This window comes from Salegentibacter salegens (assembly GCF_900142975.1).
GTDB classification, from domain to species: domain Bacteria; phylum Bacteroidota; class Bacteroidia; order Flavobacteriales; family Flavobacteriaceae; genus Salegentibacter; species Salegentibacter salegens.
The window spans coordinates 1,807,055-1,821,626 of the sequence record NZ_LT670848.1; the positions used below are offsets into that span (position 1 = coordinate 1,807,055).

Annotated in this window: 14 protein-coding genes; 4 read left to right on the forward strand and 10 right to left on the reverse strand. The window is 38.2% G+C overall.

Annotation, left to right across the window (positions count from 1 at the left end; genetic code table 11):
- Window positions 1–3 precede the first annotated feature (3 nt).
- The 9 genes from B5488_RS08175 to B5488_RS08215 all read right to left on the reverse strand — a co-directional run bounded on the left by B5488_RS08175 (window position 4) and on the right by B5488_RS08215 (window position 8,871).
- Window positions 4–1,242, reverse strand: coding sequence for an IS256 family transposase (locus tag B5488_RS08175; protein ID WP_079733433.1), 1,239 nt, complete (start codon window positions 1,240–1,242; stop codon window positions 4–6).
- Between the two features lie 76 nt (window positions 1,243–1,318).
- Complete coding sequence (locus B5488_RS08180; protein ID WP_079734826.1) at window positions 1,319–2,329, reverse strand: FAD:protein FMN transferase; 1,011 nt, start codon at window positions 2,327–2,329, stop codon at window positions 1,319–1,321.
- 26 nt (window positions 2,330–2,355) lie between these two features.
- The gene (locus B5488_RS08185; RefSeq protein WP_079734827.1) at window positions 2,356–2,712 is read right to left on the reverse strand and encodes a Na(+)-translocating NADH-quinone reductase subunit F; all 357 of its coding nucleotides are present in this window, start codon (window positions 2,710–2,712) and stop codon (window positions 2,356–2,358) included.
- A gap of 177 nt (window positions 2,713–2,889) precedes the next feature.
- Entirely contained in the window at window positions 2,890–4,176 is a 1,287-nt protein-coding gene (nqrF, locus tag B5488_RS08190; protein ID WP_079734828.1) for an NADH:ubiquinone reductase (Na(+)-transporting) subunit F, read from the reverse strand.
- Window positions 4,177–4,192: 16 nt separating this feature from the next.
- The gene (gene nqrE, locus B5488_RS08195) at window positions 4,193–4,807 is read right to left on the reverse strand and encodes an NADH:ubiquinone reductase (Na(+)-transporting) subunit E (RefSeq protein WP_079734829.1); all 615 of its coding nucleotides are present in this window, start codon (window positions 4,805–4,807) and stop codon (window positions 4,193–4,195) included.
- Between the two features lie 29 nt (window positions 4,808–4,836).
- Window positions 4,837–5,583: an NADH:ubiquinone reductase (Na(+)-transporting) subunit D gene (locus tag B5488_RS08200; protein WP_079734830.1), complete on the reverse strand. Its 747-nt coding sequence runs from the start codon at window positions 5,581–5,583 to the stop codon at window positions 4,837–4,839.
- Window positions 5,584–5,585: 2 nt separating this feature from the next.
- The gene (locus tag B5488_RS08205; RefSeq protein ID WP_079734831.1) at window positions 5,586–6,329 is read right to left on the reverse strand and encodes a Na(+)-translocating NADH-quinone reductase subunit C; all 744 of its coding nucleotides are present in this window, start codon (window positions 6,327–6,329) and stop codon (window positions 5,586–5,588) included.
- 2 nt (window positions 6,330–6,331) lie between these two features.
- Entirely contained in the window at window positions 6,332–7,513 is a 1,182-nt protein-coding gene (locus tag B5488_RS08210) for an NADH:ubiquinone reductase (Na(+)-transporting) subunit B (protein ID WP_079734832.1), read from the reverse strand.
- Window positions 7,514–7,527: 14 nt separating this feature from the next.
- Window positions 7,528–8,871, reverse strand: coding sequence for a Na(+)-translocating NADH-quinone reductase subunit A (locus tag B5488_RS08215; RefSeq protein WP_079734833.1), 1,344 nt, complete (start codon window positions 8,869–8,871; stop codon window positions 7,528–7,530).
- Window positions 8,872–9,042: 171 nt separating this feature from the next.
- Between B5488_RS08215 and B5488_RS08220 the strand changes: the two genes are divergently transcribed.
- Genes B5488_RS08220 through apaG form a run of 3 tightly spaced genes read left to right on the forward strand, consistent with a single transcriptional unit; the run spans window position 9,043 to window position 11,797 of the window.
- Window positions 9,043–10,296 carry a type IX secretion system plug protein gene (locus B5488_RS08220; RefSeq protein ID WP_079734834.1) on the forward strand — a complete coding sequence of 418 codons (1,254 nt, stop codon included), beginning with the start codon at window positions 9,043–9,045 and terminating at the stop codon, window positions 10,294–10,296.
- Window positions 10,297–10,324: 28 nt separating this feature from the next.
- On the forward strand, window positions 10,325–11,407 hold the full coding sequence (locus B5488_RS08225) for a DUF3667 domain-containing protein (protein WP_079734835.1): 1,083 nt from the start codon (window positions 10,325–10,327) through the stop codon (window positions 11,405–11,407).
- Between the two features lie 3 nt (window positions 11,408–11,410).
- Complete coding sequence (gene apaG, locus B5488_RS08230) at window positions 11,411–11,797, forward strand: Co2+/Mg2+ efflux protein ApaG (RefSeq protein WP_079734836.1); 387 nt, start codon at window positions 11,411–11,413, stop codon at window positions 11,795–11,797.
- Here the strand turns inward: apaG and B5488_RS08235 are convergent.
- Window positions 11,789–12,511, reverse strand: coding sequence for an NRDE family protein (locus tag B5488_RS08235; protein WP_079734837.1), 723 nt, complete (start codon window positions 12,509–12,511; stop codon window positions 11,789–11,791). The two genes, apaG and B5488_RS08235, sit on opposite strands and share 9 nt — an antisense overlap.
- Before the next feature lie 139 nt (window positions 12,512–12,650).
- On the opposite strand from B5488_RS08235, the gene pruA reads away from it, so the two are divergent.
- Window positions 12,651–14,294: an L-glutamate gamma-semialdehyde dehydrogenase gene (gene pruA, locus B5488_RS08240; protein WP_079734838.1), complete on the forward strand. Its 1,644-nt coding sequence runs from the start codon at window positions 12,651–12,653 to the stop codon at window positions 14,292–14,294.
- Window positions 14,295–14,572 lie beyond the last annotated feature (278 nt).

A 14,572-nucleotide genomic window follows, 5' to 3' on the forward strand; every position in this document is an offset into this window, starting at 1 on the left:
ATTTTAGTTTTTCGTTTCATTGGTGGCTAAGTCCAACTCTAGCCGACCTTCAAATTTAATAGCTAATTGTTGAACTACCAAACCCCAGTTCTGCAGTGGGGCGTTCCATTTCTTTTCAATTCTTCTGGTAGCTAGGTAAACCAGCTTCAATAGTGCCATATCATTGGTAAAAGCGCCTTTGGTCTTGGTTACTTTTCTTACCTGCCGGTGAAAAGCCTCTACGGCATTTGTGGTGTATATGAGTTTTCTAATGGGTGCGGTATATTCAAAATAAGCACTCAATCGGTCCCAGTTATCATTCCAGGAACGGATCACTATGGGATATCTTTTGCCCCATTTTTCTTCCAGATCCAGTAAAGCCGATTCAGCCTGGTCTTTGGTGTCAGCCTTGTACACCAGTTTAAGGTCTTTCATAAAATCTTTTTGATCCTTACTGGCCACATACTTCATACTATTGCGGATCTGGTGGACAATACATAGCTGAATATCAGTCTTGGGATAAACAGAATGAATGGCTTCACTAAAGCCCGTAAGATTATCCGTACAGGCAATCAGAATATCTTTTAAGCCACGGTTGTTTAATTGGGTCAGCACCTGAAGCCAAAAATTGGCCCCTTCACTTTCCGAGATATACATACCCAGCACTTCCTTTCTTCCAGCTTTATTTATTCCTAAAATATTATACAAGGCCTTGTGCTTTACTTTGCCTTCTTCGCGTACCTTGAAGTGCATCGCGTCGAGCCATAGGATGCAATATACCGGCTCCAAGGGGCGATCCTGCCATTCCTTAACCTTGGGAATCACCCGGTCCGTAATATCACTTAGAACGTGTGTGGATATCTTGGAATCATACATTTCCTCTATATGAGCTGAGATATCCCGCAGGCTATTGCCCATCCCGTACATGCCTATAATCTGCTTTTCTAAATTATCGGCCAGGATACGCTGGCGTTTCGCTACGATCTCCGGCTCAAAGGTACTGTTACGATCCTGGGGCGTGTTAATGGTGACGTCCCCTTGGCTGCTCTTTAGGGTCTTTTTGCCTTTGCCATTACGCTTATTACCTGCTTTTGAGCCTTTTTCTTCATCGGAAAGGTGCGAAGACATTTCTGCTTCCAGGGCCTCTTCCATAAACTCCCTAAGCATTGGAGCAAAAGCGCCGTTTTTGCCGGTTAGGGATTCTCCTGATAAAAATTGTTTTAATGCTTTTTCCTTTAATTCCTTAATCTCTTCTTGTGTCATAATCTAGTCTAAAAATTTTAATTTAATTTTCAAAGTCTAGACAGACTTGAGATTACACCCTCGTTTGTTATAAAAACTAATCTCTTAGAGCCTCTTCAAACCCTTTCGAAGTAAAAACCCGCATACTTTCTTCTTCATCTACATAAATAAAATACACGTCAACATTATCTAGCTTTTTCAGCATTTCTAAGGATTTTTCATAGCCTAAGGCCATAAAGGCGGTGGCATAGCCATCGGCGAGGGTACAATTTTCGGCAAGTACAGAGGCGCTGAGCAAATTGCTTTTTTCGGCTTCACCGGTTAAAGGGTTTATAGTATGTACAAATCGCTTTCCAGTGCTGCTATCTAACCTAAATTTCCGGTAGTTTCCCGAAGTCGCCATCGCCCGGTTTTTTAAAGCCAGCACAGTTTGAAGTGTCCGTTCTGCTTCATTTTGCTGCGGATTATCTATTGCCACTATCCAATCTGATTCTCGTTCTAAATTTTGGCCTTTAGCTACTAATTCCCCACCCAATTCAATCAGGTAATTTTCAAGGTTTTTAGAATCTAAATATTCAGCGATTACATCTATGGTGTAACCTTTGGCAATCGCATTAAAATCAAGGTAGATATTCGGGTTTTCCTTTTGGATGGTATTTTCTTCAGTAAGTTTCACCCCCTCAAAACCTACAAGTTCTTTTAGGGAATCTAATACAGCGACATCAGGTCCATTTAAGGGCTTATCGGGCCCAAATCCATAGGCGTTGACCAAACTACCTACCGTTGGATCAAAATAGCCATTGCTTTCTTTAAAAACCTGTTTAGAGAATTTAAATACCTTTTGAAAATGAACATCGACTTTTACGTCTTCAGCTCCGGAATTTATTCGGGAGATATCAGAATCATCCTGATACGTGCTCATGGAGGTATTGATCACTTCAAAAATAGAATCTAAAGCTTTTTCAGTATTGAAATTTTCCGAAGAAAAGTATTTAACCTGATAGGTTGTCCCGAGCGCCTGCCCGGTTTTGGTATAAGTTTGTTGACCGTCATTTTCACAGGAAATACTAAGGAAAAGAAGAAGGAAGAGTAAAGGCAATTTTCTCATTTAAACAAAATAATGATTATTATAAATTAAATTTCCTGCCAACCTTCATAATTAACCACATACTCTTCGCCATGCATAACCGGCCTTTCATAATCGCTGGAATTTGCAAGCCCTACCCCGGCGTAAAAGGTGCGTGCTTTAAATTTGAGCGCGTGTTCTTTCATAGATCTAAGAAAGGCCATATCGTATTCTTTGGGATTATGCGGATATTCTATAGCCCGTACAATTACAAAATGAAGTTTTTTATCTTTTAAAGCCACAAACTGCGGATCCTTTTTGATCTCACTATTTACCCCAAGAAATTCGTAACCATGTTCCTCAAGTTCTTTGCCTACAATATTCATTGCAAGGTTATGTAGTTCCTGATCGTTTAATTTTGCCATAATGCAAAAATAAAAAAAGCTGTCTAAAAAGTCTTGTTCTCGTTAAGCTGCCCCGAAAGCTTTCGGGATTGTTTCAGCTTCTAAAATGTTTCAATTAAGAACATCCTATATCCTGAAATGAATTCAGGATAACGAATTTAAAAACTTCTTAGACAGCTCGTCTAAATTATTTAAATCTTAACCTCCAAAATCATCAAACCTGATGTTTTCGGGCGGCATTCCAAAATCTTCACCCATTTTTTGAACAGCTTTGTTCATTAATGGCGGACCACAGAAATACAATTCAATATCCTCTGGTTCCTCGTGATGATTTAAGTAATTATCTATTACAACCTGGTGAATAAATCCAACAAATCCGTCTCCTTCATCGTCAAGACTTTCCTTTACTTTCCAGTTATCTTCTTCCATTGGTTCAGAAAGCGCCGAGTAGAACTTAAAGTTAGGGAAATCTCTTTCCAAAGCTCTAAAGTGCTCACTATAGAATAATTCTCTTTTAGAACGCCCACCGTACCAGTAAGTTACTTTTCTTCCGGTTTTAAGAGTACGGAACAGATGGTAAAGGTGAGAACGCATTGGCGCCATACCGGCTCCACCACCAACGTAAAGCATTTCAGATTCACTGTGGTTAATAAAGAATTCTCCGTAAGGTCCTGAGATAATTACTTTATCTCCTTTTTTTCTTGAGAAAATATAAGAAGAAGCAATACCAGGATTGACATCCATCCAACCGTCTTTAGCTCTATCCCATGGCGGAGTCGCAATACGAACGTTAAGCATAACTTCACGCCCTTCGGCAGGGTAAGAGGCCATAGAATAAGCACGCTCTACAGTCTCTGGATTCTTCATAATCAATGGCCAAAGTTTAAATTTGTCCCATTCGTTTTTAAATTTATCTGGAGTATCGTGTTCTTCAGGGTGAGCGGTGATATCCATATCACTAAATTTAACCTCACACTTAGGAATCTCAATCTGGATATACCCACCGGCTTTATAATCCATATCTTCAGGAATTTCAACAACAAATTCCTTGATAAATGATGCTACGTTATAATTTCTTACAACCGTTGCTTCCCATTTTTTTATTCCAAAAACTTCTTCCGGAATGGTAATTTTCATATCCTCTTTTACCTTTACCTGGCAACCTAATCGCCATCCCTGTGCGATTTCTTTACGGGTAAAGTGTGGCTCCTCGGTAGGAAGAATGGCACCGCCACCTTCTTCAACGATACATTTACACTGTACACAGGTTCCACCACCACCACAGGCAGAAGGTAAAAATAATTTATTGTCTCCCAGGGTAGAAAGTAAAGTTCCTCCAGAACCTACATCCATATCCTTTTCCCCATTTATGTTTATGGTAACAGGACCAGAAGGCGCTAATTTTGCCTTTGCTCCCAATAACACAGAAACCAATATGAGTATTAATGCTAAAAATACTACTATACTTGCTATAATAACTGTCATAATCTTTCTTTTGCGATTATAATTTAATTCCCATAAAACTCATAAAACCTAATGCCATAAGTCCGGTGATAATAAATGTTATCCCCAAACCTTTTAATGGAGCAGGCACGTTAGAGTATGCTATTTTTTCACGAATAGCCGCAATACCAAGAATTGCCAGGAACCATCCAATTCCACTACCAAACCCGTAGGTTACGGCTTCTGTCATAGTTCCAAAATCCTTTTGTTGCATAAAAAGTGATCCTCCAAGGATAGCACAGTTTACAGCAATAAGCGGCAAGAAAATACCCAAAGCACCATATAATGCAGGGGCGAATTTCTCTACGATCATCTCTACTAATTGTACCATAGATGCAATTACCGCGATAAACATGATAAAGCTCAGGAAGCTAAGGTCTACATTGGCATAATCGGCACCAAGCCATTGCAAAGCTCCCGGTCTCAATAGGTAGTTGTCCAGCAAATAGTTAATAGGTACGGTAATGGTAAGTACAAAGATTACCGCGGCACCTAACCCAACAGCTGTTTTCACGGTTTTTGACACTGCTAAATAGGAACACATCCCTAAGAAGTAGGCAAAAATCATATTTTCTATGAAAATACTTCTAACAAATAAATTTATTAATTCCATAATTTAATTTTATTTAAGCTGTTGTGCTTTTAGTTCTCTTCTATCAGTTTACGGTTTCTGGCGCGTTGCACCCAAATAAGCAAACCAACTACAATTAGCGCCATTGGGGAAAGCAACATTAAACCGTTGTTTTCATATCCTAGAGCATATAATCCCGTAGAATCGGCTAAAGAGGCTCCTTTATGTCCTAAAACTTCAAAGCCAAATAATTTCCCTGAACCTAGAAGCTCACGGAAAAAGGCTACGATTATAAGAATTAAACCGTATCCGGCAGCGTTACCAATACCATCAAGGAAAGATTTATAAACTCCGTTACCAAGAGCGAAAGCTTCCAAACGCCCCATTACAATACAGTTGGTAATAATCAATCCAATAAATACCGAAAGCTGCTTACTAACATCATAGGCATAAGCTTTAAGTATCTGGTCTACTAAAACCACAAGGGATGCTACCACTACAAGCTGTACAATAATCCTGATTCTACTTGGAATCAAATTACGCAACATAGAAACAATCATGTTACTAAAAGCCATTACAGCGACTACCGCGATGGCCATAACCACAGCAGGTTCTAATTGTACTGTAATTGCCAGTGCCGAACAAATACCCAGTACCTGTACGGTAATTGGGTTGTTATCGTCTAGAGGATCTGACAATAATTTTCTATTGCCTTTAGAAAGGAAATGCTCTTTTTCTTCTGAATTTGACAGAAAAAGGATCATTTCTTTCTTCTTGGCCTCCTTCTCTTCTGAAATATTTTTTTTCTCTGTAGCCATAATTACCTAGTTGCAACTTTAATTTCTGTTTGCTGTTTAAAGTAAGGCAGATAACGTTTAAGTCTTTCAGAAATCATATCAGAAACACCATCTCCGGTAATTGTAGCTCCGGATATTGCATCTACCTTGTTATCGTCTTTATCTGACGGATCTATATCGCCTTTTACAACAGATACTCCTACAAGATTTCCACTTTCGTCAAAAATCTTTTCATTGGCAAAACTTTCTTTAAACCATTCTTTAGTGATTTCTGCACCAAGACCCGGGGTTTCCCCAAGGTGATCAAACGTAGCACCTTTAATGGTATTTACATCATCTTTTAAAGAAATGTAACCAAATATCGCGTTCCACAGCCCGTTACCCCTTAGAGGAACTATATAATATTTAGAACCTTCGTAATTGGCAACATACAGTGGGTAGCTTTGTTCTTCTACGGGACGTTTAAGCTCTTTAGCCAAATCTACCATAAAAGCGTCCACGTCTTCTTTCACATCTCCGTTTTCGTCTAAGGTTACGGCTTTAGTGATATATTGATTGTAAAGCTCTTCGGCTCCTGCTCTATCGGTTTCAACGCCAATAGTTGCAAGAATACTCTGCATCTTTTCCTGACGTACGTTTTCCTTTTGAATAGGTTGAAGCGAAGTTGCGGTAAAAGCCAATACTGAGGCAACAACCAACACCATAATCACCGCAAATAGGAACGTGTAACCGTTAGTATTTGTTTTATTTACTGATTTTTCTTCCATAACTAAACTGCTGTTTTCACCTGTGTGGTGGCGGATTGAATTCTTTTCTTTCTACGCTTAATATTCGACTGTATTACATAGTGATCTATGGTTGGCGCAAATACGTTCATAAGTAAGATCGCAAGCATTACCCCTTCAGGATATGCCGGGTTAAATACCCTAATCATTACCGAAAGGAAGCCTATTAAGAACCCATAGATCCATTTCCCCTTCATTGTTTGCGCAGCCGAGACAGGATCTGTAGCCATAAACACAATACCAAAAGCAAGTCCACCAATAATAAGGTGACCATACCAGGGGAAGTTTGTAAGTTCGTTCCCGGTAATTCCCATAGAAGGTAAAGCGTTAAAGATAAGCGCCATTGCTGCTGCTCCTATAAATGCACTCAAAATTATTCTCCAGCTTCCTACTTTTGTTAATATTAAAAGCAGTGCTCCTACAAGTACCAAGAGTGTTGAAGTTTCTGCGACAGAGCCTGGGATAACTCCGTAGAACATATCCATCATACCGTAACTCACATTATCTCCTGCTGCCAATGAACCAAGTATTGTTTCACCAGAAATAGCATCTACATTACTGGCTTCACTTACCCATACCTTGTTTCCAGACATATAAGTAGGATAGGCGAAAAAGGCAAATGCCCTTGCCGTAAGCGCAGGGTTTAGAATATTCATTCCTGTACCTCCAAATGCTTCTTTACCTACAAGCACAGCAAATACCACAGATAAAGCCAACATCCAAAGTGGAAAATCTACAGGCATAATCATAGGAATAAGCAATCCTGTTACAAGATACCCTTCATTTACTTCGTGCCCTCTAAAGATGGCGAAAGCAAATTCAATTCCAAGGCCCACTCCATAAGAAACCACAATCATTGGAACAATTTTTAATGCTCCGTGACCAATCGCTTCCCAAAACGTAAAGGCTCCATCTAACTGGCTAAAGTGTTGGTAACCTGTATTCCACATTCCGAAGATAAGTGCCGGAATAAGCGCAAGCACCACTGTGATCATCGTACGCTTTAAATCTACTGCGTCACGAATATGAGCTCCTTTTTGCGTGGTATGATTTGGAGTAAATAAGAAAGTATCTATTGCATTAACTGCAGGTGCATACTTTTCATATTTCTTCCCAGTTGCAAAGGGCTCTTTTATTTTATCTAATCTTTGTCTAATCCATTCCATAATTCTACTGCTTTTTAACCTACTTCAGTAATCATTAAATCCAAACCAAGACGAATTACATCCTGAATCTCGATCTTAGATGTATTCACATATTCTACCAAAGCAAAATCTTCAGGAGCTACTTCATAGATCCCAAGATTCTCCATTTTCTCAATATCACCGGCCATACAGGCTTTAATTAGCTGCATTGGGTAAACATCCATAGGTAAAACCTCTTCCATTTCACCGGTTACTACAAGAGCTCTCTCTTCTCCATTTAAATTGGTAGTAGGCTTAAATTTCCTATTTGGAAACAACCAGGATAAAGAAGTCCTTGAGTTGGAGTGAATATGATTATAGGTAAAAGGCAACCAACCAAAAGCCCTGTAATTATTTCCTTCCGGAAGAAGGGTCACTTCGTTAGCAAAAAAGCCCACGTGCTGATCATAGGCCAATTTTAAACCGGTAAGCACATTTCCTGAAACGATTCGAACATCTTCATCAACCTTATTGATAAGATCTGCAACTTCAGCTCCAATTTTAGTTGAAAAGTACTTTCGGTTAGTAGCTTCACTTCCTGTTACCGCAACGGTTTTATCGGCTCTATAATTCCCGGTAAGGAAAAGATTTCCAATAATAGTCACATCTTCAGGATTCACCGTCCAAACTCTATCACCCTGATTAATAGGATCTATCTTATGAATTTGAACACCAACATTTCCTGCCGGGTGCGGTCCCTTTACATTATGAAGCTCTACTCCTTTAATATCTTTTAAATATTGTGCCGAGCTGCCATCTACTGCCACGTGCACTTTTCCAGGAGTAAGTTTTTTAAGCGCATTTATTCCTTCCTGAAAAGCAGCTTGCTTTTCTTTTAGAATAAAACCCCAGTCTGGAGCTAAAGGCGCGGTACTTACCGCAGAAATAAAGATGGCTTTTGGCGTATCTTTAGGATCGGCTACGATATCGTAGGGACGTTGATTAATAAATGCACCACAGCCACTTTCTAAAATGCGCTGCTTTACAGCTTCAGCATCAGAACTAGCAGCGTCCATTTTTCCAAAATCTTTGTAAGCATCTTCAGGATCGGCCTCTATAATCACTTCCATGATCTTGCGTTTCCCCCCACGCTTAATTTGCTTAAGCACCCCGCTTACAGGGCTGGTAAAACGTAATTCATCAGTGTATTTTGAAAAGAAAAGTTCATCGCCGGCAAGGACTTTAGCTCCTTCTTTTATAACCATTTTAGGTACCAATGCGTGAAAATCTGGCGGTTTAATTGCGTAGGTTTTAGACCTTGGAGCCTTTACCAGCTCCTTTTCCGCCTCCCCTTCTAATTTTAGAGATAATCCTCTTTTAATTCGAATGTCTTTTGACATAGGATGGGTTGTATGTTAAAATTTTTTTATTTTGAGTCGTGCAAATTTAGGAATTTTAACCGCACTTCACCCAAGAAATCAAACATTTTTAAGCACCGAAAACTGTTAAAATGAAATGTTAAAAATTGCGGAATAAGATTTGTAAGTACATTTGTCTAGATTCTATTTCTTATGAAAAATTGTTTTATATTCCTCTTTCTATCAATTTTATCCCTAAAATTGACCGCTCAGGTTGCAGAAGAAACGCTTCCGCCCAATTACATAAGAAGCATTCAGCTCTCAGGAAATTCGCATACCAATAACGCGAATCCCATTTTACAATTGGGCCAGCGATTAACTTTAAAGTTTGATGATATTATTGGCGACGAAGCCGATTATTACTATACCATAGAACATTACAATTACGATTGGACTCCCAACCAACTTGCAAAATCTGAATATTTAATCGGTTTTGATGACATTAGGATCTTTAATTATTTAAATTCTTTTAATACCCTTCAGCCTTTTTCCCATTACGAGCTAAGAATTCCAAACGAAGACACCGGAGGCGTTAAGCTTAGCGGAAATTATATGATCAAGATCTTCAACGGCGAAAAAGAACTGGTTTTCTCCCGAAAATTTATGGTTTATGAAAATATGGCCCGGGTTAGGATAAATTTAAGACGCTCCAGAAACCTTGAATTTATAGACGAAAAACAGGTGGTAAACTTCACGGTTGAATCGCCAGATTTATTACTAAAAAATCCAGACAATACTGTAAATGTCTTTATTATGCAGAATCATAATATGAAAACCGCAATAAAAAACATTAATCCTCAATACAATATTGGCAACGAACTGGTTTACCGATATGACAGCGAAACTGCTTTTTGGGGCGGCAACGAATACATTCAGTTTGACAATAAAGAATTGAGAGCCACTACCGCAAACATCAGCTCAGTTGCCCTAAACGAACTCTACCACCATTATTTATTTCCAGATCGCACCCGTGCCAACGAGCCCTACACTTATAATCCCGATATAAATGGGCAATTTCTAATAAGGAGTTTACCCGCAGAAAATCCTTCAATAGAAGCCGAATATGTTTGGGTGCATTTTAAACTTCAGAATTATTCAGAATTAAACGGAGGCGAAGTACATATTTATGGCGCGTTCAATAATTTTATTTTAGATGAAAGCACCCGGCTTAATTACAATGAAAATTCCGATCTTTATGAAAGTGCCAGGCTTTTTAAGCAAGGATTTTATAATTACAAATATGTGCTAAAACGCGCTGACGGAACGATTGACGAAGGTTTCTTTAGCGGAAATTTTGACGAAACCGAAAACTCCTACCAGGTTTTGATTTATTACCGAAGTCTAGGTGCCAGATATGACCGATTAATTGGCGTAGGCACGGCTAATTCTACCACGATCACTAACTAATTAAGAGACTAACCAACCTATTTAAAAAATGGCAGGCAGTAGATACGATCTCAAGTATAGGGGCACCAAATGTCTTAACTGTGAAATTCCGTTAGATAAAAGTGATAAATATTGTCCCAGTTGCGGGCAATTAAATAGCACTAAAAAATTAAAATTCGATGATTTTTTCTCAGAATTCTTTTCTGGCCTATTTGCTTACGATTCCCGATTTCATCGCACCTTAAGGGTTTTATTATTTTCTCCCGGGAAAATTTCAAAAGATTACATTAATGGAAAGCGAATGCGCTACGCCAACCCATTTAGATTTTACTTAAGCGCTTCCATTATTTTCTTTTTAATTTGGAGTTTCACTAATTCTTTTGAGAATATTCAGCCTATTGCCGATAATGAAGAAATTTTTCAGGAACTGGAACAGGATAGCATAAGTAGTAATGCCCCCAATATAATCCCCACGCCAGTTGGAGAAATGAACCTGGATTCAATTATTCAAAAACAGCAAAAAAACAGTGCAAAATCTTATAAGGAGTTTTATACTCCTAATGAGGAGCTGGATACTATGAGCTACCTAGATGCCGGAAATATAAAATTCAATATTTATTCCAGGTTTTACAAAGAAACCACCATTAGAAACGCTGAAACGGCAATGGATAGCCTTTCTTATCCCCAAACCAATTACAACCACTGGTTATACAAAAAAGCGGCAGACTGGAATACGGTAAAGGACAATCCCGCATTGTTCTTTAATTATTTTGTAAATAAACTGCCGTTCATCATATTCTTTTATTTACCGGTATTTGCCCTCTTTATTTGGCTGGTTTATTTAAGAAGGCCATTCAATTATATGGAGCACTTAATCTTTTCTTTTCATGTGCAAACCACATTTTTTATCATTTACGCGCTTGGCTTGCTCCTGGATTACTTTTTAGAAAATTGGGCGTTTACCATTGCCAACACGGTATTTTCTTTCTACCTATATAAAGCTATGCGCAATTTTTACGCACAGGGGCGTGTTAAAACGATTGTAAAGTTTGTGCTCTTAAACTTTATATTTTTTATTTTAGCAGGAGTCGCGGCAATAATATCAATTTTAGCGTCTTTCGCTATTTACTAATATATGATTCAACAAGTTACAAGAGGCATAAAAATTTCGGTTAACACCAATTTTGAAGGTACTTTTCTTAAGAACCTTGGCTCTCGTTTTGCTTTTTCCTATCATATAACTATAGAAAATAAAAGTAACGATTCGGTACAACTAACCTCGCGTTTTTGGAAAATAAAAGATGCTTTAAATCATACTGAAATTGTACAGGGGGAAGGGGTTATTGGCCAAAAACCGGTTTTAAAACCCGGTGAATCACATACTTACCAAAGCGGTTGCTTGCTTAGCTCGCCTTTTGGCTCTATGAGCGGTTATTACAATATGATTAGTTTTTCTTCGACCCGAAAATTCAGGGTTAAGATCCCTATTTTTAAACTAAGTGCTCCATTTGCCTTAAATTAAATCCGCTGGGAATTCTTGATTTGTGATTTCACTTTTCTGAAGATCTTCATATTTAAATTTCAATTTTCCGGGTAAAAATGCTACCTGGGAAATACTTTTGGTTTTGAGAAAACCACGATCAATAATTAAATCGACCTCTTTATCTCCTTTTCCAGCAGAATGATGAAATTCCCAAAGATTTTTAGCCGAAAGATTTTTTTGCTTTTGAAATTTAGAAAACCATTCTTCCCGAAACTTTTTCATTTCTGAAGTATATAAAGGAGAAGAAGACCAAATTTGCGGCTGAAGCGGCAAGTCCTTAAAATGCTTCTCTTTACCATCCCAAACAAATTCAGCGAAAAATAAATCGAGAGACCAATCGGCTATAACAACCGTGAAAGGCTCTATATTATACAGGTTATAATGTTCGATTTCGGTTTTGATATTTTCAGCAATTAGCCAGTCTTTTAAAACGACGCCCCTACTTTTTCGATAAGAAACTTCGCGCTTATGAGCTTCAAAACCACCATTCATTAAGCATAAAACCCGTTTTTGTTCACTAACTCCAATCCAGCTCCCGCCGGCTACCGCATCTTCAGGAAAAAGTAAAAGGGTCTCTTTTTCGGTTTTAAAATGAGGCGAATAGGTTTCTCTTTCGCTCGCTTCATCTCTATTAGATGTTAAGATAAACCCTGTTGAATCTTTAAGATGAGGCGTGAGACTTATGGTGCACATAAAATTATCTTAATAAAAGTATTGAATTTACAAAAATAGTTAAGCTTTCGTGAATGCGCTTTCATAAGTATTCAAAATCACCTAATTTTTTTACCTTTATACTCACAATAATTAAAAACAAAAAAAATATATAATAACTATGGGAAAAGGATTTTTTCACGTTCCACAGGCGGTTAACGAGCCGGTAAAAACTTATGCTCCGGGAACCCCGGAAAGGGAAGAAGTTTTACTCACTTATAAAGATCTATATAACTCCAATATGGAAGTGCCACTTTATATTGGATCTGAACAAATAAAAACAGGAGACACGGCAGATATTCGCCCTCCTCACGATCATAAACATAAAGTAGGAACTTACCACCGTGCAAAGAAAAAACATGTTCAACAAGCTATAGACGAAGCTTTAAAAGCGCGGGAAAAATGGGCAAAACTGGAATGGGAACAGCGTGCTGCTATCTTCTTAAAAGCAGCAGACCTTATTGCAGGCCCTTACAGATCAAGAATTAATGCTGCCACGATGATTGGGCAGTCAAAAAATATATACCAGGCAGAAATTGATGCAGCTTGTGAGCTATGTGACTTTTTACGTTTTAACGTAGAATATATGTCAGATATGTACAACGAACAACCAGAATCTTCTGAAGGAAACTGGAACCGGGTAGAGTATAGACCATTAGAAGGTTTTGTATACGCTATTACACCTTTTAACTTTACCGCTATTTCAGGTAATCTTCCATCCAGCGCTGCCCTTATGGGGAATGTTGCAGTTTGGAAGCCTAGTGATAGCCAGATTTTTTCTGCACAGGTAATTATGGAAGTATTTCAGGAAGCCGGTTTGCCAGATGGTGTAATTAATATGGTTATGGGAGATCCTGAAATGATTACCAATACCGTACTAGACAGTCCAGATTTCGCCGGAATTCACTTTACCGGAAGTACAGATGTATTTAAAGGAATTTGGGGTAAAATTGGTAACAACATCAATAAATATAAAACCTATCCAAGAATTGTTGGAGAAACTGGCGGTAAAGACTTTATTGTGGTTCACCCAACCTCTAATGCAAAAGAAGTTGCTACTTCAATTTCCCGGGGAGCTTTTGAATACCAGGGCCAAAAATGTAGTGCCGCTTCCAGAGTTTATCTTCCGCAAAGCCTTTGGCCAGAGGTAAAAGACTTTGTACAAACAGATCTGGAATCCTTTAAAATGGGCTCTCCAGAAGATATGTCTAACTTTATCAATGCAGTTATTCACGAAGGAGCCTTTGACAAATTAGCTGGCTACATAGATAGAGCTAAAAAAGACAAGAATGCTGAAGTAGTAATCGGCGGAAATTATGATAAATCTGAAGGTTATTTTATTGAACCAACCGTAATCTTAACTTCAGATCCTCATTACACAACTATGGAAACCGAATTGTTCGGTCCTGTAGTAACTATTTATGTATATGATGATAAAAACTATAGTGAAGAAAAGTGGAGAGATCTTCTTAATACTGTAGACAATACCAGTATTTACGGCCTTACCGGAGCAGTTTTCTCTGGAGACCGTTATATGGCTGCAATCGCAACCGACTTATTACAAAATGCGGCTGGTAATTTCTATATAAATGACAAACCTACCGGAGCAGTAGTTGGCCAGCAACCATTTGGTGGTGCACGCGGCAGCGGTACTAACGATAAAGCAGGTTCTAAAATGAATCTTTTAAGATGGGCATCAGTTCGACTAATTAAAGAAACTTTTGTACCAGCAAAAGATTACAGATACCCATTTTTGGGAGAATAATTCTGTAAGAATATAATTTCTAAAAGCCACGTAATAAAAATTGCGTGGCTTTTTTTATTTAATAAATTCTGATGTTCTTCTATGTAATTCTTCTTATTTAAACCGTCTTTATACACTATTAATTTTCAGTACTTTATAAATTTTAGTAGGAAAAATCGTAAAACCAGTATTTAATCGAATAAAATCTCACTTCAACGAAAATCCCGAAGAACGATTCCTATAAGTAGTATTTTTAATCGTTAATAGACTTCTCCCCAGAGACTTATACTCTCAAGCCA